The organism is Gemmobacter nanjingensis (genome assembly GCF_014652195.1).
GTDB lineage: Bacteria > Pseudomonadota > Alphaproteobacteria > Rhodobacterales > Rhodobacteraceae > Gemmobacter > Gemmobacter caeni.
The window spans coordinates 199,325-199,668 of record NZ_BMYI01000005.1 but is presented as its reverse complement, the minus strand read 5'-3'; the positions used below and the strand labels follow the sequence as shown (position 1 = coordinate 199,668).

Genomic DNA, 344 nt, shown 5'->3' with positions numbered 1-344 from the left:
AGCGCCCCGGCGGATGTGCCTGCGGGTGCGCCGAAGGGGGCTGACCGATGACGCCGCTCCTTCGTCTGCCCGATGCCCGGTCCCGCCTGCGCCACTGGCTGGGCGGCGTGGCCGGTCGGCCGATGCGGCCCGGCGAACATGATTGCTGCCTGTTCGGCGCGGGGGCCATCGCCGCGCAGACCGGGGTCGATCTCGCAGCACCGTTCCGGGGCCGTTACACCACCTTTGCAGGCGGGCGGCGCATCCTGCGCAAGGCGGGTTATGCGGATCATGTGGCGCTGATCGCGGCGCATCTGCCCGAGGGGCATCCGTCGCAGGCGCAGGTCGGCGATATCGTCATCGTC

Annotated in this window: 1 protein-coding gene; it reads left to right on the top strand. The window is 72.1% G+C overall.

Translation table 11 applies throughout. The annotated features are described in order from the left end of the window. Positions 1–47: 47 nt before the first annotated feature. Positions 48–344, top strand: a 297-nt coding sequence (locus tag IE126_RS11155; RefSeq protein ID WP_194678691.1) for a DUF6950 family protein, incomplete at its 3' end; no start/stop codon positions are given.